The 20,454-nt window shown below is 66.4% G+C and carries 19 protein-coding genes; 11 read left to right on the forward strand and 8 right to left on the reverse strand.

Features of this window, described 5'->3' with window-relative positions; genetic code table 11:
- Positions 1 to 24 precede the first annotated feature (24 nt).
- Positions 25 to 2,970 (forward strand): CHAT domain-containing protein, encoded by a 2,946-nt coding sequence (locus tag ACUXVX_RS11065; protein WP_446308353.1) that lies wholly within the window; start codon positions 25 to 27, stop codon positions 2,968 to 2,970.
- A gap of 48 nt (positions 2,971 to 3,018) precedes the next feature.
- On the opposite strand, the gene ACUXVX_RS11070 is transcribed toward ACUXVX_RS11065, so the two are convergent.
- Positions 3,019 to 4,563: an alkaline phosphatase D family protein gene (locus ACUXVX_RS11070; RefSeq protein WP_446308354.1), complete on the reverse strand. Its 1,545-nt coding sequence runs from the start codon at positions 4,561 to 4,563 to the stop codon at positions 3,019 to 3,021.
- A 275-nt stretch (positions 4,564 to 4,838) separates the two neighbouring features.
- Here ACUXVX_RS11070 and tig point away from each other — a divergent pair, with 275 nt between their 5' ends.
- Positions 4,839 to 6,164 carry a trigger factor gene (tig, locus tag ACUXVX_RS11075; protein ID WP_446308355.1) on the forward strand — a complete coding sequence of 442 codons (1,326 nt, stop codon included), beginning with the start codon at positions 4,839 to 4,841 and terminating at the stop codon, positions 6,162 to 6,164.
- A 67-nt stretch (positions 6,165 to 6,231) separates the two neighbouring features.
- Positions 6,232 to 7,170 carry a hypothetical protein gene (locus ACUXVX_RS11080; protein ID WP_446308356.1) on the forward strand — a complete coding sequence of 313 codons (939 nt, stop codon included), beginning with the start codon at positions 6,232 to 6,234 and terminating at the stop codon, positions 7,168 to 7,170.
- Positions 7,171 to 7,184: 14 nt separating this feature from the next.
- Here ACUXVX_RS11080 and ACUXVX_RS11085 read toward each other — a convergent pair whose 3' ends face one another.
- From ACUXVX_RS11085 to ACUXVX_RS11095, 3 genes are all read right to left on the reverse strand, one after another.
- A complete protein-coding gene (locus ACUXVX_RS11085; protein WP_446308357.1) occupies positions 7,185 to 7,604 on the reverse strand; it encodes a PACE efflux transporter in 420 nt (139 codons plus the stop codon).
- Between the two features lie 168 nt (positions 7,605 to 7,772).
- On the reverse strand, positions 7,773 to 9,722 hold the full coding sequence (locus tag ACUXVX_RS11090; protein ID WP_446308358.1) for a bifunctional 2',3'-cyclic-nucleotide 2'-phosphodiesterase/3'-nucleotidase: 1,950 nt from the start codon (positions 9,720 to 9,722) through the stop codon (positions 7,773 to 7,775).
- A gap of 62 nt (positions 9,723 to 9,784) precedes the next feature.
- Positions 9,785 to 10,258, reverse strand: coding sequence for a lytic transglycosylase domain-containing protein (locus tag ACUXVX_RS11095; protein ID WP_222469491.1), 474 nt, complete (start codon positions 10,256 to 10,258; stop codon positions 9,785 to 9,787).
- Between the two features lie 154 nt (positions 10,259 to 10,412).
- Here ACUXVX_RS11095 and ACUXVX_RS11100 point away from each other — a divergent pair, with 154 nt between their 5' ends.
- Positions 10,413 to 11,141: a hypothetical protein gene (locus ACUXVX_RS11100; RefSeq protein WP_446308359.1), complete on the forward strand. Its 729-nt coding sequence runs from the start codon at positions 10,413 to 10,415 to the stop codon at positions 11,139 to 11,141.
- A gap of 140 nt (positions 11,142 to 11,281) precedes the next feature.
- Here the strand turns inward: ACUXVX_RS11100 and rplI are convergent, their stop codons facing one another.
- The 3 genes from rplI to rpsF are packed head-to-tail and all read right to left on the reverse strand — an operon-like array spanning position 11,282 to position 12,543.
- Entirely contained in the window at positions 11,282 to 11,920 is a 639-nt protein-coding gene (rplI, locus tag ACUXVX_RS11105; RefSeq protein ID WP_222492696.1) for a 50S ribosomal protein L9, read from the reverse strand.
- Positions 11,921 to 11,932: 12 nt separating this feature from the next.
- Positions 11,933 to 12,160, reverse strand: a complete 228-nt coding sequence (gene rpsR / locus ACUXVX_RS11110) for a 30S ribosomal protein S18 (protein ID WP_036700444.1) — start codon at positions 12,158 to 12,160, stop codon at positions 11,933 to 11,935.
- 29 nt (positions 12,161 to 12,189) lie between these two features.
- Positions 12,190 to 12,543: a 30S ribosomal protein S6 gene (gene rpsF, locus ACUXVX_RS11115; protein WP_140014259.1), complete on the reverse strand. Its 354-nt coding sequence runs from the start codon at positions 12,541 to 12,543 to the stop codon at positions 12,190 to 12,192.
- A 321-nt stretch (positions 12,544 to 12,864) separates the two neighbouring features.
- Between rpsF and ACUXVX_RS11120 the strand changes: the two genes are divergently transcribed.
- Both ACUXVX_RS11120 and ACUXVX_RS11125 read left to right on the forward strand, forming a co-directional pair.
- Positions 12,865 to 13,365, forward strand: a complete 501-nt coding sequence (locus ACUXVX_RS11120) for a hypothetical protein (RefSeq protein WP_446308360.1) — start codon at positions 12,865 to 12,867, stop codon at positions 13,363 to 13,365.
- 160 nt (positions 13,366 to 13,525) lie between these two features.
- Positions 13,526 to 14,104: a YceI family protein gene (locus tag ACUXVX_RS11125; RefSeq protein WP_222471007.1), complete on the forward strand. Its 579-nt coding sequence runs from the start codon at positions 13,526 to 13,528 to the stop codon at positions 14,102 to 14,104.
- 105 nt (positions 14,105 to 14,209) lie between these two features.
- Here ACUXVX_RS11125 and ACUXVX_RS11130 read toward each other — a convergent pair whose 3' ends face one another.
- Positions 14,210 to 15,433, reverse strand: a complete 1,224-nt coding sequence (locus ACUXVX_RS11130) for a cytochrome b/b6 domain-containing protein (protein ID WP_446308361.1) — start codon at positions 15,431 to 15,433, stop codon at positions 14,210 to 14,212.
- Between the two features lie 202 nt (positions 15,434 to 15,635).
- On the opposite strand from ACUXVX_RS11130, the gene fabD reads away from it, so the two are divergent.
- The 5 genes from fabD (at position 15,636) to mltG (ending at position 20,378) form a co-directional block, all read left to right on the forward strand.
- Positions 15,636 to 16,577, forward strand: coding sequence for an ACP S-malonyltransferase (gene fabD / locus ACUXVX_RS11135; RefSeq protein ID WP_446308362.1), 942 nt, complete (start codon positions 15,636 to 15,638; stop codon positions 16,575 to 16,577).
- Positions 16,578 to 16,583: 6 nt separating this feature from the next.
- Entirely contained in the window at positions 16,584 to 17,321 is a 738-nt protein-coding gene (fabG, locus tag ACUXVX_RS11140; protein ID WP_446308363.1) for a 3-oxoacyl-[acyl-carrier-protein] reductase, read from the forward strand.
- A 189-nt stretch (positions 17,322 to 17,510) separates the two neighbouring features.
- Entirely contained in the window at positions 17,511 to 17,744 is a 234-nt protein-coding gene (locus ACUXVX_RS11145) for an acyl carrier protein (RefSeq protein WP_222469484.1), read from the forward strand.
- A gap of 187 nt (positions 17,745 to 17,931) precedes the next feature.
- Positions 17,932 to 19,209: a beta-ketoacyl-ACP synthase II gene (fabF, locus tag ACUXVX_RS11150; protein ID WP_446308364.1), complete on the forward strand. Its 1,278-nt coding sequence runs from the start codon at positions 17,932 to 17,934 to the stop codon at positions 19,207 to 19,209.
- Positions 19,209 to 20,378, forward strand: coding sequence for an endolytic transglycosylase MltG (gene mltG / locus ACUXVX_RS11155; protein ID WP_446308365.1), 1,170 nt, complete (start codon positions 19,209 to 19,211; stop codon positions 20,376 to 20,378). Before fabF ends, mltG begins: the two co-directional genes overlap by 1 nt.
- Positions 20,379 to 20,454: the final 76 nt, after the last annotated feature.

A 20,454-nucleotide genomic window follows, 5' to 3' on the forward strand; every position in this document is an offset into this window, starting at 1 on the left:
CGGGTGACTGGTAGCCTCGCAGCCATGGGATTGGCTGTTGTGACGCGGTTCGTTTTGGCTTTTGGGCTGGCTCTGCTGGTCGCGGGCGGGGCGCGGGCGCAGGGTTCGCTTTACGAAGAGCTGGGCGCGGCCTACGGGCAGATCGCGCAGGATGCCGGGGCCGCCGCCGAGCGGCTGGGCGGGCTGGTGGCGCGCTATGATGCGGAAGGGGTGGATGACCCGTTCTTGCTTTCGGACATCTACCTTGCGCTGGTGCTGGCGCATCACGCGGCAGGGGAGGCGAGCGCGGCGCTGGCGCGGCTGGACGAGGCCGGGGCAAGGCAGCCGATGCTGACCAAGCGCATCCCCGAGATGGCCTATCTGCGGGGCGAGATCCTCGCAGGGTTCGGGCTCTTTGCGCAGGCCGGTGCATCCTATGGAAATGCGGCGGATTACATGGCGCTTGGCGGCTGGGCGGAGCGGTTTGACGCGGCCACGCGGGCGCGGGTGCAACTGCTCGGGCTGCATGCCGAGGCGCGGGCGGCCTGGGTAGCCGATGAAGGCGCGCGGCTGGCCGAGGCGGAGGCGTTGTTGCCTGCGCTGGCGCCGGTGATCGGGCAGCCGGGCGGGGCGGTGCTGCCGCTCTTGCCATTGAGAATGAAAGAATACCGGGGCGAGCTGCTGGCGGCACGGGAGGGCTACCTTGCGCAGGCGGAGGGCAGCGAAATGCGCGCCGGGCTGCTGGCCTTGGCGGCGCTGGCGGACTGGCGGCTTGGGCGAAGAGATCTGGCGCGCAAAGAGGCCGAGGCGGCGCTGTCCGATGGCGGGCTGGGGCCAAAGCGGGCGGCGCTGATGGAGGCGGTGTTGCTGCTCACCGCAGAGGGCGTGCCGGATATGGCGGCGATGGCCCCGCTGGTCGCCCGTTTCGCGCCGGAGCCAAGGGCGGACTATGTGCATGCCGACATGGTGGACCTGCTCGAACTGATGACCATGCTGGTGCAGGTGGTGGCCGCCGCGCCCGGGGGCGAGAGGCCGGAGGTCGCGGCGCTTGAGATCCCCGCGCCGCTGCTCGATTTCGACACCATGTCGCAAGACGGCTACGGGCGGCGGCTGATTGCGGCGCTGCGGCTCGATCTGGCGCGGATGCTGGAGGCGGAGGGCAAGGCGGAGGCGGCGCAGGCGCATTACAGCGCGGTGCGCTTGCAGGTGGATGCGACGCTGGGCGAGTTGGCGGTGGCGCTGGCTGGGCTGTCGCGCGTGGGCGGCGAACGGCCAGAGATTCTCACCAGCTTTGCATACGCCGCCGCGCAGGTGGCGCGGGGGCAGGTGGAGGCGGTGCCGTCACGGATGAGCGCGGAAGCGCGGCGCCAGCAGGAGGCCTATGCCGCGCTCTTCGAGGGTGGGGTCGATGCGATCTACGACCGGATGGAGGCCGACCCGCCGATGGGGCCGATGGGGGCCGCGCATGTGACCGACTTCGTACAGAGCGGACCTTACGTGTTTCCGTGGCGGGAGGCGGATAGCTATGTGCCGCTGGAGGCGGGCCGGTTCTGGGTGGACCGGCTGGAGGAGGCCTTCGGGATGATGCAATCGGCCCGGCAGAGCGCGGCGGGCCGGGCGATCGAGGCGATGACTGCGCGGCTGGCGGCGGGGGGCGGCGAGGTGGGTCGGCTGCTGCGGGCGCGGGATGCGGCGCTGGTGCGGCGCGATGCGCTGGTGGCGCGCGGGCCTGCGGGGCAGGCGGAGGTCGCTGCGGTGGATACGGAGCTGGACCGGATCGAGGCGGCGCTGGCCGAGGCTGCTCCGGAGTGGCAGGCCGCCGCCGCGCCGGAGCCGCTGGGGCTGGAGGAGGCGCGAGACTTGCTGGGCGAGGGCGAGGCGCTGCTGGTGCAGTTGCAGACGGCGCGGGGCTTTCATGTGTTCATCGTGACGCCGGATGTGGTGGTTTGGCAGCGGAGTGACGTAAGCGCGGGAGAGATTGGCGAGGGCGTGCGGCGGCTGCGGCGGGCGCTGGACCCGTCCGGCCCGCAGAGGGCTGCGGTGGCGCTGAAGGCGGCAGAGGAGGCCCCGGAGGTGTTTGACCGGGCATTGGCGGAGAGTCTGCACGGTGCTGCGCTGGGGGCGGCGGTGGGGTTCGTGCCCGAGGAGACGGTGATCTTTACGGTGCCGGATGGGGCGTTTCAGGCCTTGCCGCTTGGGGTGCTCTTGGCCTCGCCTGCGGGCGAGGGGGACGGCTGGGGCGAGATGGATTGGGCGATCCGCCACCATGCCTTTGCGACGCTGCCGCTGCCTGCCTCGCTCCGGGCGCTGAGAGACGGGGCGGGGGCGAGCGCGGGGGAGCTGGCGTTCTTGGGGCTAGCGGACCCGGCCTTTGGCGCGGCGCAGGCCGGGTTGAGCCTGCCGCGCCTGCCGGAGACGGTGGGCGAGGTCGAGGCGCTGAACGGGGCCGTGGCGGGCGGCGCGGGGCGGCTGGTGACGGGTGCGGCGGTGCAGGAGGCGGCGCTGGGGGCGGAGATACCGCTGGGCGCGGCGCGGGTGGTTGCATTTGCGACCCACGGGTTGCTGGGTGGCGAGGCGGCCGGGCTGACCGAGCCAGCGCTGGCACTCGCCGCACCGGAGGGCGGCGGCGACGGGCTGCTCAGCGCCAGCGAGATCGCGCTGCTGGAGCTGGATGCCGACTGGGTGCTGCTCTCGGCCTGCAATACGGCGCTGGGGCCGGGTGGCGAGGGGGCGGAGGGGCTCTCGGGGCTTGCGCGGGCCTTCCTCTATGCGGGCGCACGGCGGCTGTTGGTGAGCCATTGGGCGGTGGACTCGCTGGCCACGGTGGAGCTGACGACAGGGATGTTCGACGCGATGGCCGAGGCGGAGCCGGGTCCGGCTGCGGGGGCGCGGGCGCTGAGGGCGGCGATGTTGGGAATGATTGATGAGCCTGCCCGCCCGCGCTATGCGCATCCGGCGGCATGGGCGCCGTTCGTGACTGTGGGCGGCTAAAAGGGGGCGGGAGGGGCCTTGGAAAAGGCCGCTCCCCTTGGTGCTTGTTCAGGCGTGCTCGGGGTCCAGCGTGGTGGCCCAGAGCTCGGTGTTGGCGCGGTCCATCAGGCGGACGGTGAGCTGCTCGGTCGCGCCGTCGATCTCGACCAGACCGAAGAATTGCAGCCCGGCGGAGGGGGGCAGGTTGGCCTGCCCGGCCTCGGGGGCCTTCACGTAGCGGACCTCGGGGCCGAAGGTCATATCGAGATCGTTCGGGCCGAAGGTGCCGGCGTGGATCGGGCCGGAGACGAACTCCCAGAAGGGCGCGAAATCCTGAAACTGGGCGCGGTCGGGCGAGTAGTGGTGCGCGGCAGTGTAATGCACGTCTGCGGTGAGCCAGACGGTGTTTTTGATCTCCGCCGCTTTGATGAAGCGCAGCAGCCCGGCGATCTCCAGCTCGCGGCCCTTGGCGGGGCCGTTGTCACCGTTGGCGACCGCCTCGGCGCCGCCGCCGACGACGAGGCCGATCGGCATGTCGGAGGCGATGACCTTCCATGTGGCGCGGCTGTTCGTCAGCTCACGCTTGAGCCATGCCATCTGCTCGGCGCCGAGAATGCGGCTCTCGTCAGTCAGTTTCTCCTGCATGTTGTCGGAGTTCGGGCCGCGATAGCTGCGCAGGTCGAGGAAGAAGATGTCGAGCATGGGACCGTAGCTGATTTTACGGTAGACACGGCCCGGCTCGGCGGGGGTGTAGCGGATCGGGGCCATCTCGTGGAAGGCCTGGGCCGCGCGGGCGGCGAGGACGTGGATGTTTTTCTCCGAGTAGCGCTCGTCTTCCATGATCGAGCGGGAGGAGGACCAGTTGTTGATCACCTCGTGGTCATCCCACTGGAAGAAGGTGGGCACCTTGGCGTTGAGGGCCAGCACGTGCTCGTCCATCATGTTGTAGAGCCATTGGCCGCGATACTCGTCGAGGGTTTCGGCGACCTTGCGCTTGGCGTCGGTGTTGACCGTGTTGCGCCAGATGACGGTGCCGCTCTCGTCGGTCACTTCATCTTCCAGAGGGCCGTCGGCATAGATGGTGTCGCCGGAGTGCAGGAAGAAGTCGGGCTGGTGCGAGGCCATGGTGCGGTAGCAGGCCATGCCCTCCTCGTCGATGCCCCAGCCCTGACCAGCGGTGTCGCCGGACCATGCGAACTTGACCGAGCGGCGCGAGCCGGGGGCAGTGCGAAAGCGGCCCACCAGAGGCTCGGAGGTGGCGTTGACATCGGAGAGGTCCATCGCGGTGAAACGGTAGAAGATGTCCTGATCGGAGGGCAGGCCCTCTACCAGACGTTTGATCGCCATGTCGGAGCCGGGCAGAGCGTTCATCGGGGCGAGCTGGCGGGCATTGGAGAAGCTCTCGGTGGTGGCGACCTCCATCATCACCTTGGCGGGGCGGTCGGTGCGGGTCCAGATCATGCCGGACGACGCATCGACATCGCCGGACTGCACGCCGTGGGTGAAGACCGGGCGCGACTGGGCGCGCGAGATGGCGGGCATGGCGAGGGTGGTGGCGAGGGCGGAGCCGCCGATGAGAAGGTTGCGGCGGGAAAGGCCTTTGAGTTGGGTCATGTCTGTCCTCTTGCGGGCGTGAATGTGCTGGCTGGCGCGCGCCGGGCGCGGTGCGGGCAAGCTCTGCCGGGCGGGTGACAGGCGCGTTACTCCGGGCTCACAGTTTCATGACGATGCCCGCTTTGGGCGGATGGGCGCCGGGCGCGGCCGGGCGGGCAAGCGGCGCCCGCGTGAATCGCCTTGCAACCCTGCCCTTGGCCACCTAAAAGGCGCCTGATTTATCACCCCCTCGGCACCGAGGGGGTTGCGGTGCTTATACGAAGAAGGAAGCAGGAATGCAGGTCACCGAGACCCAGAACGAAGGCCTCAAGCGCGGCTACGAGATCACCATTCCGGCCGGTGAGCTGGACGAGAAGGTGAGCGGCAAGCTGGAAGAAGCCCGCCCTGACATCGAGATGAAGGGTTTCCGCAAGGGCAAGGTGCCGATGGCCCTGCTGAAAAAGCAGTTCGGCCCGCGCCTTTTGGGCGAAGCCATGCAGGAAGCCATCGATGGCGCCATGGCCAAGCACTTTGAAGACAGCGGCGACCGCCCGGCGATGCAGCCCGAGGTCAAGATGACCAACGAGGACTGGAAAGAGGGCGACGATGTTGTTGTTTCCATGTCTTACGAGGCGCTGCCGGAGATCCCCGAGGTGGACCTCAAGCAGGTGAAACTCGAGAAGCTCGTGGTGAAGGCCGACGACGCCGCCGTGACCGAGGCGCTGGAAGGGCTGGCCGAGCAGGCCAAGACCTTCGAGACCAAGAAGGGCGCGGCCAAGGACGGTGACCAGGTGGTCATGGACTTCCTCGGCAAGGTCGACGGCGAGGCCTTCGAGGGCGGCGCGGCGGAAGACTTTCCGCTGGTGCTCGGCTCGGGCCAGTTCATCCCCGGCTTCGAAGAGCAGCTGGTGGGCGTGAAGGCCGGTGACGAGAAGAACGTGGAAGTGAGCTTCCCCGAGGAATACCAGGCCGAGCATCTGGCCGGGAAGGCCGCTGTCTTCGAGTGCAAGATCAAGGAAGTTAAGAAGCCCGCCAAGGCCAAGCTCGACGACGAGCTGGCCAAGCAGTTCGGTGCCGAGGATCTCGAGGCGCTGAAGGGCCAGATCACCGAGCGTCTGGAAGCCGAATATGCCGGTGCTGCGCGCGCTGTGATGAAGCGTGGCCTGCTGGACGAGCTGGACAAGCTGGTGAGCTTCGAGCTGCCGCCGACCCTGCTGGACGCCGAGGCCGGCCAGATTGCCCACCAGCTGTGGCATGAGGACAACCCCGAGGTGGAAGGCCACGATCACCCCGAGATCGAGACCACCGAAGAGCATAAGACCCTCGCCGCGCGCCGCGTGCGCCTTGGCCTTCTGCTCGCCGAGATGGGCCAGAAGAACAGCATCGAGGTGTCTGACGCCGAGATGACCCAAGCGATCATGGCGCAGGCCCGCCAATACCCCGGCCAGGAGCGCGAGTTCTTCGAGTTCGTGAAGAACAACGCCCAGGTGCAGCAGCAGATGCGCGCCCCGCTGTTCGAGGACAAGGTCGTGGATTACATCTTCGAGCTGGCCGATGTGAGCGAGAAGGAAGTCAGCAAGGACGAGCTGAAAGAGGCCGTGGACAAGCTCGAAGACGAGTGAGTTTTGCCTTGCATGGAATTGGAAAGGGCCGCCCACTGGGGCGGCCCTTTTGCTTTGGGAGCGGTGGATGGATTTCTTTGAGCGGTTGACCGGGTTCGTGGAGCGCGGGCCGGAAAGCGTGCGGGAGAACCTTGTTGCGGAGGACGGCGTGCTGCGCAGCCGGGTGAACGGGCGGGTGATGCGGCCGGGCGTGCTGGAGCGGGTGACGAGTGCCGGGCTGGGGCCGGTGCCGGAGCGGGGGGCATCGCGGTTCAGCCAGGTGGTGGGGGATGCGCAGGCGCTGCATCTGGCGCACCCCGGCGCGCTGTTTCAGGTGGCCTCGCAGTTCAACCTGCTGGAGATGATCGGGCCGGATGTGACGCCTGCGATGGGGATCACCCGATATGCTGGCGACCCGACACAGGGGCCGGCCTGCGCGATTGCCTGCGTGGCGGGCACGATCTGGCGGAACTACTTTGCAGAGCATGATGGCTATGTCGGGCAATGCGAGCGGCAGATCGATTGCCTTGCGCCGCTTGGGCAGGCTCTGGGCAACGAGTGGGGCACGCTCTGGGAGATGCGCAATGGCTACGCGCTGCCGCAACCCGGCGGGCTGGAAGAGGTGCAGGAGAAGCTGCGGGGCCGGTTTGATGACTATCGCGGGCTGCTGGAGGTGGGCTTGCAGCGGGGCACCGAGGTGACGCTGGAGGGCGGCGGGCATGAGGTGCATCAGGTCTATTGCTCGGCCCTTCCGGTGGCCTATGGCGGCGAGGGGGAATGGCAGCTCTTCGCCCGGCTGGTGCTGGAAGAAGCCTATGAGATCACGCTGGGGCTGGCCGCACGGCTGGAGGTGCCGGTGTTCCTGACATTGCTGGGCGGCGGCGCCTTTGGCAACGAGAAGTGGTGTATACTGGAGGCGATGGGCCGGGCGATGCGGATGTATCGGAACGCCGGGCTGGACGTCCGGGTGGTGAGCTACCGGGCGGAGGATGCCGAGGTGGCGGGGCTGATCGAGAGCCTGGGGTAGCGCGCGCCAGCAGGTCAGGCCGGCCTGCGGGGCGGGTCGATCAGGTCGTAGAGCCAATTGAAGACGAACGCGTAGACCAAATAGAAGAGCGCAAAGGCGATATCCATCTGGAGCGCCTGCCAGAGCGACACCCCGAGATACCATGCGATGAAGGGCAGGAGCGCCAGCAGGAGGCCCGCCTCGAAGAGCAGCGCGTGCAGGATGCGAAGCGGCAGGCTTTTGGCCGTGTGGCCTTGAAGGCGCAGCAGCGCGTGGTCGAAGCCGAGGTTGTAGAGGTAGTTCCAGACCGTGGCGAGCGTGGCGCCGACCACGGCGACAACGCCGCCTTCGCCCATGTCGACGCCGAACAGCAGCGAGAAGGCGGGGATGACGATGGCGAGGCCGATCAGCTCGAAGCTGAGGGCGTGGATGATACGGGATTTGGTGCTGCGCATGGGGTGGCCCTTTCGATATCTGCGGGCCGTCCCGAATGCGTGGCTTGATGGCCGGAGGTCGTCCTCCTCAATGGCCTTCACCTATGCCATCTAGCCGGAAATGCAAGTGCCCGCGCGTGTGCGGCGCGGGCGCTGTGTTCGGGGGCGGGCATGGGCTGCCCGGATGGCTCAGAGCGTGATGCGGAAGGCGGCGAAGCCGTCTGCGCCGTCACCGGCCGGTTCGATCGTGACGCCTTCGACCGAGGCTGCGTAGTCCGCGGCCTTGGGGCCGGTCTCGAAGATCACGGTGGTGCCTTCGAGGGGGGCGAAGGTCCAGTTGGCATCGGCGGCGGGGGAGATCTCGCCCTTGTCGACGATGTAGCGCACGATCACGTCGCGGTTGGTGTCGGGGCCTTCGAAGATCACGGTGGAGCCATCGGCACCGGGGAAGCTGCCGCCGCCGGAAGCGCGGTAGTTGTTGGTGGCGACGACGAACTTTTGCTCGGGGTCAATGGGTGCGCCGTTGAACTGAAGGTTCACGATGCGGCTCGCCTCGGGGTTCAGTGGCTCGCCCTTGGGGCCATACTTTGACGGCTGGCTGAGGTCGATCTGGTAGGTGACGCCATCCATGATGTCGAAGTTGTAGGAGGGGAAATCGGGGTTGAGCAGCACGGCATCCTGGCTACCCGGTTCGATCTGGTTAAACATGCCTGCCGAGCGCTCCAGCCAGTCTTTCACCTGTGCGCCGGTGATGGCCACGGCGCGGACGGTGTTGGGGTAGAGGTAGAGGTCGGCCACGTTCTTGATGGCGACGGCGCCGGGGGCGACATCGGTGTAGTACTCCGGCCCGCCACGCCCGCCAGCCTTGAAGGGGGCGGCTGCGGAGAGGATGGTCAGGCCCTCCCACTCGGTGCCCTGCATCATCTGCTCAATGTACCAGGTTTGGGCATTGCTCACGATCTGCACAGAGGGATCGTCGGCAACCAGCGCGAAGTAGCTGTGGAGCGGGACGGCGGTGGTGCCGACGGCGCGGCGGACGTATTCGAGCGTAGCCTCGTGCTCGGCCTTCACGCTCTCCAGCACGGCGGCGTCATCCTCCACCAGAGCGGTGATCGAGCGGTCTTCGTTGCGCTTGGAGATTGGCCGGGCCTCGGAGCTGTGGCCGGTGACGCGCCAGCTTGAGCCGTCTTTCTCCAGCATCAGGTCGATGAGGCCGAGGTGGCTGCCCCAGAAACCGGCCATGGCGGCGGGTTTGCCGTGGATGGTGCCGGCCTCGGCGTCCACCCCGGCGAAATCGGCGTAGTTGGAGGAGGGGAATACGAGGTGGCTGTGGCCGGTGAGGATACAGTCGATCCCGTCGACGGTGGCGAGGGGGACGGAGGCGTTTTCCATCATCTCGGTCTCGTCCGCCGAGCCGATGCCGGAGTGGGAGAGGGCGATGACGATATCGGCGCCCTTCTCCTTCATCTCGGGCACGAGGGCGCGGGCGGTGGCGACGATGTCGCGGGCCTCGACGTTGCCTTCAAGATGCTTGCGATCCCAGTTCATGACCTGCGGCGGGACGAAGCCGATGATGCCGATCTTGATGGGATGCGCCTCGCCCGCGCCATCGGTCAGCTCGCGGTCGAGGATGACGTAGGGCTCCAGCAGGGTCTCGCTGCTGCCGGGCTTCACGATGTTGGCGCAGACCACCGGGAAGCCGGAGCCTGCGAGAGCCTTGGTGAGGAACTCGAGGCCGTAGTTGAACTCGTGGTTGCCCAGCGTGCTGGCCTCGATGCCGACGGTGTTCATGGCGGTGATGACAGGGTGGCTGTCACCCTCCTTCATGCCGCGCTCATAGGCGATGTAATCGCCCATCGGGTTGCCCTGCAGGAAGTCGCCGTTGTCGAGCAACAGGGAGTTGGTGGCTTCGGCGCGGATCTCGTTCACGATGGAGGCGGTGCGGGAGAGGCCCAGCGTGTCGACCTCGCGGTCGGCGTAATAGTCGTAGGGGTAGACGTGAACGTGCAGGTCGGTGGTTTCCATCACCCGGAGGTGGGCCTGACCGGCCGCAGCGCGGAGCGAGAAGGGGTGCAGCGCGATGAGGCTGCCTGCGGCGGTGGAGGCGAGAAAGCTGCGGCGGGACAGGGTGATGGGCATGGGGGCGGTCCTCTCTGTTGTGCGTTGTCGCCGGTGTGCCCCGGCCTTGTAACGCGGGTGTGTCAGGTTCTGAGACCTGTTTCGTATAGCAGGCCGAGGCGCTTGGCCTCGTAATAATAGCCGCGGGCGTACCAGCCGATCGCCTCGTCGATATCGCCGCCGGAGACGAGCCAGGCGCCTTTGAGGTACTTGCCCGCGTATTTCAGGTTGGTCTCGGCATCGAGCAGCTCGGAGGGCGGGCCGCGGTGGCCCATGGTGCGCGCGGTTTGCGGCAGCACCTGCATCAGCCCGTAATAGGGGCCGTTGCGGGCCTTGGGGTTGTGGGTGCTCTCGCGGATGCAGACCCGGTGGATCAGTTCGCGGGGGATGTCGTGGATCGCCGCATACTTGTTGATCAGCGCCCGCAGCTCGGGGGTTTCCTGCGGGTAGAGCGGCGGGTCGAATGCCTCACGGCTGGCAGGTTCGGGGCTGCCACCGCCGCAGGCGGCGAGCGGCAGGGCGGCGAGGCAGGCAATAAAGGCGCGGCGAGTCGTCATCCGGCGAGGGTGGCAGGATGGCGGCGGCTTGGCGAGAGGCAGCGGGGCGACAGGGGGGATATTTGCCGACCTTGGCGGAGCCGATGCCGCATTTCTGCCCCAATTCGAATGCTGGGATGGCTCAACAAACGACTCGCATAAGAGGAGCAGGCATATGGGGCAGCACGGCACGGTTGATGGGCTCTTCCGCGACAATCCGGAAGACAGCGGTGCGTGCCTTGCTGAGTGGCTGGTCGGTCAGAGCCAGGAGGTTTGGGCTCATGTGATCCGCGGTTTGGAGGGGCAGGGGCACACGCCGGAGGGCCGGGCGCTGGAGTGGATGGTGGGCCGCCGCGAGTTGGATCGCTCCAACGCGGTGCGGCTGTTCTGGAGCCTGTTCGACGCGGAGGTCTGGATGGGAACGCGCGAGGATGCGCGGCTAGCGGCGGCGATGGAGCGGCTGGTGGAACGGTTCGAGGCCGGGTTTTATACGGTGCAGGCGTTGGAAATCACCCGGGCGGAGGCCTTTTGCTTTCGGCACCGGCTGCGCCGCGTGGTGCGACGGGCCCGGCATGAGGGATGGCAGGAGGGCGCTGCGGTGTGTTCGGTACCGGAGGCCTTTGTGCGGCCGATGAAGGGGCTGCCAGTGGCGGAACAGCCTGGCCTGCACCCCTCGCGGAGCCTGACCGGAGAGGCGCGGCGCGTAGCGGAGGCGTTGGGCGCAGGGCTGCTTGCTGCAGGGCGCGGGGTGATGGCCGCGCGGAGGCGAGAGGCGTGGCGCGGCTGGTGCAAGCTGCGGACGCTTCAGGGCTTTGGCGTGACGATGCTGGCCGCGATGGGCGCCGGGAGCTGGATGTTTCTGACGCAGGACATGCGGCAGATGCTGGCGATGGTGGGGTATTAGGTTTCAGGCACCGGGCGTCTGGCATGGTCGGTAGATTGCCCACACTAGACGGAAATTGACCGCAGTCATGTTCGGAACGCTGCAGAGAAAAAGGCCGCCCCCGATGGAGCGGCCTTTCTGCGTTTCTTGCCTGTGAAAACTCAGTTGTTTTCTTCGTCGTCGCCTTCGGACTCTTCCACCGCTTCGGCAGCGGGGGAGGGCTCGTCACCGAAGTCTTCGTTGGCGGCCTGACCGATATCGTCGAAGAGTTCGGAGATTTCGAACTCGGCAGCGGCTTCTTCCTCGGCGGCGAGTTCCTGGATGGACTTGCCGGAGGCCTGAAGCTCGGCCTCTTCTTCGGAGCGGGCCACGTTGAGCGTGATGGAGACTTCCACCTCGGGGTGGAGCACCACGTGCACGGTGTGCAGGCCAAGCTCCTTGATCGGCGCGGCGAGCGCGACCTGACGCTTGTCGACAGTGTAACCGGCGGCGGTCGCGGCATCGGCGGCGTCACGGGGGGTGACGGAGCCGTAGAGCGAACCGGCGTCGGAGGCGGAGCGAATCACGATGAAGGTCTCGCCGTCGAGCTTGGCGCCGAGAGCGTCGGCCTCTTTCTTGGTCTCGAGGTTGCGGGCTTCGAGCTGGGCCTTCTCGTTTTCAAAGCGGGCGATGTTGTCTTCGTTGGCACGCAGCGCCTTGCCCTGCGGGAGCAGGTAGTTGCGGGCGTAGCCTTCTTTGACGTTCACCACTTCGCCCATCTGGCCGAGCTTGGCGACGCGTTCGAGCAGGATGATTTCCATGTCGGTCTCTCCTTACTTCACGGCGTAGGGCAGCAGGGCGAGGAAGCGGGCGCGCTTGATGGCGCGGGCCAGTTCACGCTGCTTCTTGGCCGAGACTGCGGTGATGCGGGAGGGCACGATCTTGCCGCGCTCGGAGATGTAGCGCTGAAGCAGACGGGTGTCCTTGTAGTCGATGGCGGGCGCGTTCTCACCGGAGAACGGGCAGACCTTGCGACGGCGGAAAAACGGTTTGGTAGCCATAGCTTACTGTCCTTTTCTCAGGTTGAGGATCAACGGCGCTCGCGGCGCGGCTCGCGCTCGTCACGCTTTTGCATCTGCACGGAGGGGCCCTCGGCGTGCTCGTCGACCTTGATGGTCAGGACGCGCATCACATCGTCATGCAGGCGCATCAGGCGCTCCATTTCCTGCACGGCGGGCGCGGGGGCCTCGGTGCGCAGGAAGGCGTAGTGCCCCTTGCGGTTCTTGTTGATCTTGTAGGCCATGGTCTTTACGCCCCAGTACTCGTGTTCGACGACCTTGCCGCCGTTGTCACCGAGGACGGAGGAGAAGTGTTCGATCAGGCCTTCGGCCTGGGCGCCGGAGAGATCCTGGCGCGAAATGAAGACATGCTCGTAGAGCGGCATGCGGCAGTTCCTTTTGTTTCGAGCGGGCTTCAAAGCCGGGCCGTTGCACTCTTCGCGGCCCGGGCACGAGTGGCTCCGCTGTGGATAGGTTTGCGAAGAGATGGGGCCTTTTACACGAGCGCAGGCAGGTTGCAAGCCTTGTGGGCCGTGCGGGCACGGGGCGGGGCTGTTGCGCAAAGGACTCGGGAGGAGGGGAATGCGGCGTGGCCGGTGAGATTCTGTCTTAATTTCGCCGGGTTAGGCGGCAAGATGGGTGCAAACGGGCGGAAAGCCCGGAGCAGGTACACCACAGAGGCAGGCAGAGCGATGGCGTCGATCGAGATGCATTCGACACGCGAGGGATTGCGGATCACCGAACGGCTCGGGGGCTATGTGCTCTCGGAAGATGGCGAGATTGCCGCTGGGCAGCCGATGGGGCGCCTGTTGGGCGTGAGCCTGATCGTGGCCGGACTCGGCCTTTTGGCGGTGCCGATGGCGGTTGGGCTGCTGACAAAGCTGGTGATCGGCGTGGTGTTGATCGTCGCGGGCGGAATTATTGCCGTGCGGGCAAGCCGCGCTCCGCGCATGGAGCTGGATGTGGACCTCGAGAAACGCCTGCTGCGGCGCCGGAGGCTGACCGCCTCGGGGCAGGCGCAGCTCGTGGCGCAGTGGAGCTTCGACTCTATCTCGGGGATCGACGTGGAGGGCGATGCCGGGCGCGGGGCGCTTTTTGTGCGGTCCGCAGGGCGGAAAGGGGCGGTTCTGCGGGGCGCGCCGGATGCGCTGCGGGAGGCTGCGCGAAGGATCGGCAGCGATCTGCTGCGGGGTCGTCAGGCGGGCTGAGGGCGCTCACGCCGACAGCGGTCACAAGACACAAATTCGTTACATGATGCACAGTCTGCGCGGGATGCCACAGGCTCTGTGCGGTGATGCGCGTTGCCTTCTGCGCTGCGGCATCAGATGTGTCTGGGGAGAGATACACTCCTGAAAGGACACCAACGTGTTGAAATCCCACTTCCTTGGCGCTGCTGTCGCCGTTGCCACCACCGCCCCGCTCTTTGCCGAGACCGAAAAATATGCGCTCGACGCCAGCCACAGCCAGATCGTGTTCACCTACGACCACTTCGGTTTCTCGACCACCACCTCCATGTTCTCCGGTTTCGACGGCGAGATCATGTGGGACAAGGAAGACCCGGCGGCCTCGAGCGTGACCGTGAGCTTCCCCGAAGCCAGCCTGATCACCGGCTGGGACGAGCGGACAGAGCACTTCATGAGCGGTGACTTCTTTGGCGCCGATGCGGGCGAGGACGTGAGCTTTGCCTCCACCGGGATCGAAGTGACCGGGGAAGATACTGCGCTGATCACCGGCGATCTGACGATCAACGGTGTGACCAAGGAAGTCGTGCTCGACGCCAAGCTGAACGGCCAGACCGACAGCCACCCGATGGCCGGTGTGCCGTGGGCGGGCTTCAGCGCCACCACCACGCTGGTGCGCAGCGACTTCAACCTCGGCGCCTTCGCCCCGATGGTGAGCGATGAGGTCGCCGTTGAGATCTCGATCGAGGCCGGCAAGGCCGAGTGATCCCGCGGGATTGAATGCGAAGGGCCGCCGGAGTGATCCGGCGGCCCGTTTTGTTTGGACGCGCAATGCCTGTCCTGCGGGTGGGTTGATGTGCCGGGTGCCGCCTTACCGGGTTGCGGTGATCTCGATGGAGATCTCGACGGGGAAGGCGAGGGAGCCTTCATCTGTCTTGTTGTCACCGACGTGAAAGGTGCGGCGGTCGAGCGTGGTGCTGCCCGATGCGGTGGCGGTATCGCCCTCGATGGTGAGGGTGAAGGGCAGCGGCACGGAGGCGGCGTGGCCTTTGATCGTCAGGGTGCCATCGACGGTAAGGCTGCCATCTTCCCCCTCGACGATGGGGCCGGAGTAGGTGGCGGTGGGGTGCTGGGCGCTGTCGAAATAGTCCGGCCCTTGGGCCTGGGCGGCGACGGAGCCGAGGGTGAGGGTTGCGATATCTATGGTGACATCGGCTGTGCCCTTTTGCGGGCCGGGGGCCTCGGGATCATAGGCGATGGTGGCGGTGAAGTCGGGGAAGCTGCCCGAGACGGCGCTGCCCATCTGGATGATGCTGAGGCCGATGGTGCCGGATTGGACGGCCCAGATCGGGCCTTCGGCGGGGGTTTCGGCTGCCGTGGGCGCTTCGGTTGAGACCTCTGCGGCGGCAACGGGTGCCTGGCTCTGCTCTTCGCCGGTGACGAAGGGGAAGACGAGGGCGACGGCGAGGACGGCGGTGGCGAGCAGGGCGGGCAGGGCGCCGTGGGATTTGCCCTCGGGCGGGGTCGGCGGTGCTTTGCGGCTGAACCACATGCGGGCAAGGGTGCCATCCCGGTCGATGACCGTGTGCTTGAGGGCGCCCGCGATGTGGAAGCCGACCGCACCGAGGATGACCCATGTGAGCGCCACGTGCATATGGGCGAAGGCGACGGCGAGGGGCACGTCTTTGGGAATGAAGGGCAGGTCCTGGCCGAAGGGCCAGAGGATGGGGGCGTAGCCCTCGGAGGCGGCGTGCTCGATCCAGCCGGTGATTGGCAGGGCAATGATGGAGCCGTAGAGCAGCCAATGGATGGTGGAAGCGGCGAGGCTCTCGACCCGGTTTTCACCAAGGTGGTGGGGGTGAGGCTGAGACAGGGTCCAGCCGATGCGGGCGAGCGCGACGAAGAACAGCGCGACGCCGAGGGTCTTGTGTAGGGAGAACAGGAGCCACTTGGTATCGAAGGCCTCCTGGGTGTCGTAGGGCCATGAATTGGCGAACCATCCCAGCGGCCAGAGGGCGAGAACGAGAAGGGCGGTGATCCAGTGGAAGCTCTTGGCGATGGTGCCGTAGCTGGAGGAAGTATTGGCGAGGGGCATCAGGTGTCTCCGGTTGTTGGGCGCGAAGATACGCATGTGCGGAGCCGGAGAGTAGGGGCCGGATGTGAGGGCCGGTTGTGCGCGCAGGCACAGAATAAACCGGCGACCCGGCGCGTAAGTGCTCTGGCGCAGGAGGTGGGGGCGATGCTTGTCGTGCGGGGCGCGACAGGCTAGGACGGGCCAAACAACCATGGAGGGGGCGATGAGGGCGTTCGTATTTCCCGGTCAGGGCGCGCAGGTGATCGGCATGGGCAAGGCGCTGGCCGAAGCCTACCCGGCATCGGCAGCTGTTTTCGAAGAGGTGGACGAGGCGCTGGGAGAGAAGCTCTCGGCGTTGATCTGGGAAGGTGAAGCGGAGGAGCTGACTCTCACTGCCAATGCCCAGCCCGCGCTGATGGCGACCTCGATGGCCGCGATGCGGGCGCTTGAAGCTGAAGGCGTGGAGGTGACGGCGGCGAAGTTTGTGGCCGGGCACAGCCTTGGCGAATACTCGGCGCTCTGCGCGGCGGGCTGCCTGACACTGGCCGACACGGCCCGACTGCTGCGCACGCGCGGCAAGGCGATGCAGGCGGCGGTGCCGGTGGGCGAGGGTGCGATGGCCGCGATCCTCGGACTGGACTTTGACGCGGTGGAAGCTGTGGCAAAGGATGCCAGCGAGAACGGCGTTTGCCAGGCGGCGAATGACAACGACCCGTCGCAGGTGGTCATCTCGGGCACCAAGGCCTGCGTTGAGGCGGCCTGCGAAATCGCCAAGGAGCGGGGCGCCAAGCGGGCGATGCTGCTGCCGGTGTCGGCGCCGTTCCACAGTGAGTTGATGGGGCCAGCTGCCGAGGTCATGGCGCGGGCGCTGGCGGAGGTGGACATGGATAACCCCAAAGTGCCGCTGGTGACCAACGTGCTGGCCCATGCCACGAGCAACCCGACGACGATCCGCTCGCTGCTGGTGGAGCAGGTGACGGGCCGGGTGCGTTGGCGCGAATCCGTGCAGTTCATGGCCCATGAGGGTGTGACGGAGATCTGGGAGATCGGTGCGGGCAAGGCGCTCAGCGGCATGATCCGGCGGATCGACAAGGAAGTGGCGACCCGCGCTGTGGGAACGCCCGACGAGGTAAAGGCGGCGGTTGCGTCGCTGAACGAGGAGTAGGCAGGAATGTTTGATCTGACAGGGAAATGCGCCCTTGTAACGGGCGCATCGGGCGGTATTGGCGGCGAGATCGCCAAGGCGCTGCATGCGGCGGGCGCGACGGTGGGCCTGAGCGGCACCCGTGAGGAGCCGCTGAAGGCGCTGGCCGCCGAGCTGGGTGAGCGGGCGCATGTGCTGCCGTGCAACCTTGGCGATGCGGATGCGGTGAACGCGCTGCCCAAGCAGGCGATCGAGGCGATGGGCGGGCTGGATATTCTGGTCAACAACGCCGGTGTGACCCGTGACAACATCTTCATGCGGATGAGCGAGGAAGAGTGGGCGCAGGTGATCGAGGTCAACCTCACCGCCGCCTTCCGCCTGTGCAAAGGCGTGCTGCGGGGCATGATGAAGAACCGCTGGGGCCGGATCATCAACGTGTCTTCGGTCGTGGGTGCCACCGGCAACCCGGGGCAGGGCAACTATGCCGCCTCCAAGGCCGGGCTCGTGGGCATGAGCAAGAGCCTTGCCTATGAGGTGGCCAGCCGGAACATCACAGTGAACTGCATCGCGCCGGGGTTCATCACCACCGCCATGACCGACAAGCTCAACGATGAGCAGAAAGGCGCGATCATGGGGCAGATCCCGGCTGGCCGGATGGGCGATGCGGCGGAAATCGCCGCAGCTGCGCTATATCTTGCCAGTAACGAGGCTGGTTACACTACAGGAACCACCTTGCACGTGAACGGCGGGATGGCCATGATCTGATCCGGAGGGGGCCATTTGGCGCCTCTGGGAAAGCGTTTGCGTCCGCCTGAAACCATGTTATAGGCGGCGCACATTTCGAGCGGCCGGGGGCGAATAGCCCTTGGCAGGCAGGGCCTAGGTGGGGCTTCCACCCGGGGCAAGGGACACCGGAAGGGCGCAAAGGCCCGGAAACACTGACGGAGAAATTTCATGAGCGATATCGCTGATCGGGTCAAAAAGATCGTTGTCGAGCACCTGAGCGTTGAAGAAGCCAAGGTGACCGAGAACGCCTCGTTCATCGACGACCTGGGCGCGGACAGCCTCGACACCGTCGAGCTGGTCATGGCCTTTGAAGAAGAGTTCGGCATCGAGATCCCCGATGACGCCGCCGAGACCATCCAGACCTTCGGCGATGCGGTGAAGTTCATCTCTGAAGCCGCCTGATCCACCGAGGATCGGCAGCAAGCACGAATGCGGCGCCTCCGGGCGCCGTTTTTCATTTATGGAGGCGTGTTCATCCGCGGGCGGGATGCCGCGCGGCAGCATTGATCGTGCCTTGCCGCGCCACCACATTACCGTGTAATTGAACCGACCGAGAAGACCGAGAACACCAAGAATGGGGGCCGAGCAGATGGCAGACAGCACGCGGCGTGTCGTGATTACCGGGCTGGGGATGGTTACGCCTCTGGCCTGCGGCGTGGAAGAGACCTGGAGCCGGATTTTGGCGGGCAAGTCGGGGGCGGGGACGATCACCCGGTTCGACGCGAGCCATCTGGCCACCACCTATGCCTGCGAGATCCCGATGGGGGACGGCTCGGACGGCACCTTCAATGCCGATGACTGGATGGAGCCGAAGGACCGCCGCAAGGTGGATGACTTTATCCTTTACGGCGTAGCTGCCGCGATGCAGGCGGTGGAAGATGCGGGCTGGACGCCGGACAGTGAGGAAGACCGGCTGCGGACCGGCGTGATGATCGGCTCCGGCATTGGCGGGCTGAATTCCATCGCCGATACCGCCGTGCTGCTGAAGGAGCGGGGCCCGCGCCGGGTGAGCCCGTTCTTCATCCCCGGGGCGTTGATCAACCTCGTCAGCGGGCAGGTGAGCATCAAATATGGCTTCAAGGGGCCGAACCATGCAGTGGTGACGGCCTGTTCGACGGGCGCCCATGCGATTGGGGATGCCGCACGGTTGATCCAGTGGGGCGATGCCGATGTAATGGTGGCCGGCGGCACGGAATCGCCGATCAGCGAGATCGGGATTGCCGGGTTCAACGCCTGCAAGGCGCTCTCCACCAAGCGGGGCGATGCGCCCGAAACCGCCAGCCGCCCCTATGACGAAGACCGCGACGGCTTCGTGATGGGCGAGGGCGCGGGTGTTGTGGTGCTGGAGGAGTACGAGCACGCCAAGGCGCGGGGCGCGAAGATTTATGCCGAGGTGATCGGCTACGGCCTCTCGGGCGATGCCTATCACATCACCGCGCCGAGCGAGGATGGCGAGGGCGGCTACCGCGCGATGGAAGCGGCGATCAAGCGGGCCGGGATCAGCCCCGAGGATATCGACTACATCAACGCGCATGGCACCTCGACTATGGCCGACACGATCGAACTTGGCGCAGTGGAGCGGATGATGGGGGATGCGGCGGCGAGCAAGGCCACCATGTCTTCGACCAAATCCGCCATTGGCCACCTGCTGGGGGCTGCCGGCTCGGTTGAGGCGATCTTTGCCACGCTGGCGATCCGCGATCAGGTCGCGCCGCCGACGATCAACCTCGACAACCCGGCAGTGCAGCCCAAGCTGAACCTCGCGGCCAATGCCAAGCATGAGCGCGAGATCGATGTGGCGCTCTCCAACAGCTTTGGATTCGGCGGCACGAACGCCTGCCTGATCCTGCGGAAAGTCTCTGACTGATGTGGCGTGCATTGGCCTCCAACGGCCTCACGGTGATCATCGTTCTGATGATCTCTCTCGCCGTGGGCGTGACGTGGGCGCAGAAGCAATACACCGGTGAGGGGCCGCTGGCCGAGGCGATCTGCCTTCAGGTGCGGTCTGGCTCGAACATGGGCGTGGTCAGCGACGAGCTGGTTGAGCGCGGTGCCGTCAGCAATGGCATGATCTTCCGGATGGGTGCGGAATACACCGACCGGACGCAGTTGCTGAAGGCAGGCTCCTTTCTGGTGCCGCCCGGTGCCTCGATGCAGGAGATCGTCGACAGCATTACCACGGCGGGCCGCAGCACTTGTGGAACCGAGGTGAACTACCGGATCGGCGTGCTCCGCGCCGAGCTGGTGATGCGTGAGCTGGATCCGGCCACGCAGGAATACGTAGAGGTCGCCAAATACGACCCCGCCGCAGAGGAGGCCCCGGCAGAATATGTAGAGGGCACCGGCGGCTCAGATGTGCGCTTTCGGGTGACGCTGGCCGAGGGCGTGACCAGCTGGCAGGTGGTCGAGAGCCTGAAGGCCTCGGGCTTTCTCGTAGGCGAGGTGGAGGTGCCCGCGGAGGGCAGCCTTGCGCCCGACAGCTACGAGGTGCGCGAAGGGTCTGAGGTGGCCACGCTGATCGAGCGGATGCAGTCGGCGCAGCAGTCGATCCTTGCCGAAGCCTGGGCCGAGCGGGCAGAGGGCCTGCCCTATGACAGCCCTGAGGAAGCGCTGGTCATGGCCTCTATCGTGGAGAAGGAAACCGGGGTGGCCGAGGAGCGCGGGCAGGTGGCCAGCGTTTTCGTCAACCGGCTTGAGGTGGGCATGAAGCTGCAAACCGACCCGACGGTGATTTATGGCGTGACGCAGGGCCGGGGCTCGCTTGGCCGCGGGCTGCGGCAGAGCGAGCTGCGGGCGCGGACTGATTACAACACCTATGTGATCGATGGGCTTCCGCCGACGCCGATTGCCAACCCCGGGCGGCTCAGCATTGAGGCGGCGCTGAACCCCGAGACCACGCCTTACTTGTTCTTCGTGGCCGATGGCACTGGCGGCCATGCCTTTGCCGAGACGCTGGAAGAGCATAACGAGAACGTGGCGCGCTGGCGCGAGATCGAGGCCGAGCGGGCCGCGAGCGAGCCGGAAGGCAACAACTGACCGGGCCTCGGGCCGCACAGTGCAGAGATTTGCGAGACGATCTTCGGGCGGTGACCTTGACAGGGCGCCGCCCGAT

It is taken from the genome of Vannielia sp. SX4, from assembly GCF_052828525.1.

Bases quoted from the DNA above. Each gene is read 5' to 3' on its own strand.
- fabF (WP_446308364.1), top strand. From the start codon at position 17,932: ATGGCAGACAGCACGCGGCGTGTCGTGATTACCGGGCTGGGGATGGTT.
- ACUXVX_RS11080 (WP_446308356.1), top strand. From the start codon at position 6,232: ATGGATTTCTTTGAGCGGTTGACCGGGTTCGTGGAGCGCGGGCCGGAA.
- tig (WP_446308355.1), top strand. From the start codon at position 4,839: ATGCAGGTCACCGAGACCCAGAACGAAGGCCTCAAGCGCGGCTACGAG.
- ACUXVX_RS11130 (WP_446308361.1), bottom strand. From the start codon at position 15,433: ATGCCCCTCGCCAATACTTCCTCCAGCTACGGCACCATCGCCAAGAGC.
- rpsF (WP_140014259.1), bottom strand. From the start codon at position 12,543: ATGCCGCTCTACGAGCATGTCTTCATTTCGCGCCAGGATCTCTCCGGC.
- ACUXVX_RS11100 (WP_446308359.1), top strand. From the start codon at position 10,413: ATGGGGCAGCACGGCACGGTTGATGGGCTCTTCCGCGACAATCCGGAA.
- fabG (WP_446308363.1), top strand. From the start codon at position 16,584: ATGTTTGATCTGACAGGGAAATGCGCCCTTGTAACGGGCGCATCGGGC.
- ACUXVX_RS11085 (WP_446308357.1), bottom strand. From the start codon at position 7,604: ATGCGCAGCACCAAATCCCGTATCATCCACGCCCTCAGCTTCGAGCTG.
- fabD (WP_446308362.1), top strand. From the start codon at position 15,636: ATGAGGGCGTTCGTATTTCCCGGTCAGGGCGCGCAGGTGATCGGCATG.
- ACUXVX_RS11120 (WP_446308360.1), top strand. From the start codon at position 12,865: ATGCATTCGACACGCGAGGGATTGCGGATCACCGAACGGCTCGGGGGC.
- rpsR (WP_036700444.1), bottom strand. From the start codon at position 12,160: ATGGCTACCAAACCGTTTTTCCGCCGTCGCAAGGTCTGCCCGTTCTCC.
- rplI (WP_222492696.1), bottom strand. From the start codon at position 11,920: ATGGAAATCATCCTGCTCGAACGCGTCGCCAAGCTCGGCCAGATGGGC.
- ACUXVX_RS11070 (WP_446308354.1), bottom strand. From the start codon at position 4,563: ATGACCCAACTCAAAGGCCTTTCCCGCCGCAACCTTCTCATCGGCGGC.
- ACUXVX_RS11090 (WP_446308358.1), bottom strand. From the start codon at position 9,722: ATGCCCATCACCCTGTCCCGCCGCAGCTTTCTCGCCTCCACCGCCGCA.
- ACUXVX_RS11095 (WP_222469491.1), bottom strand. From the start codon at position 10,258: ATGACGACTCGCCGCGCCTTTATTGCCTGCCTCGCCGCCCTGCCGCTC.
- ACUXVX_RS11145 (WP_222469484.1), top strand. From the start codon at position 17,511: ATGAGCGATATCGCTGATCGGGTCAAAAAGATCGTTGTCGAGCACCTG.
- ACUXVX_RS11065 (WP_446308353.1), top strand. From the start codon at position 25: ATGGGATTGGCTGTTGTGACGCGGTTCGTTTTGGCTTTTGGGCTGGCT.
- mltG (WP_446308365.1), top strand. From the start codon at position 19,209: ATGTGGCGTGCATTGGCCTCCAACGGCCTCACGGTGATCATCGTTCTG.